1 pseudogene is annotated in these 282 nt (G+C 70.9%); it reads left to right on the top strand.

Annotation, left to right across the window (positions count from 1 at the left end):
- Positions 1-282, top strand: a pseudogene (locus tag GV790_RS30065) (aldehyde dehydrogenase family protein); the annotation flags it as partial.

A 282-nucleotide genomic window follows, 5' to 3' on the forward strand; every position in this document is an offset into this window, starting at 1 on the left:
CCCTTCCGCTGAGCGGCCGGCGCGAACTGCTCGACCGGATGCGTGAACTCACCCGCAGGCACGCCGAGGACTGGGTGGAGGCCGCCGTCCGGATCAAGGGCCTCGACGCCTCGTCGCCCTTGGTCGGCGAGGAGTGGATCTCCGGCCCGTATGTGCTGGCCGCGAGCCTCGGCGCGCTGTCGGAAACGCTCGGCGTGCTCGAGCAGGGCAAGTCGCCGCTCGACAAGGCGAACTTCGGTGTCGCGGGGGATCACGTCACCATCGACGTCCTCCCGGCGAGCG

It is taken from the genome of Nocardia cyriacigeorgica (assembly GCF_010858045.1).
In the GTDB taxonomy this organism is placed as follows: Bacteria; Actinomycetota; Actinomycetes; order Mycobacteriales; family Mycobacteriaceae; genus Nocardia; species Nocardia cyriacigeorgica_E.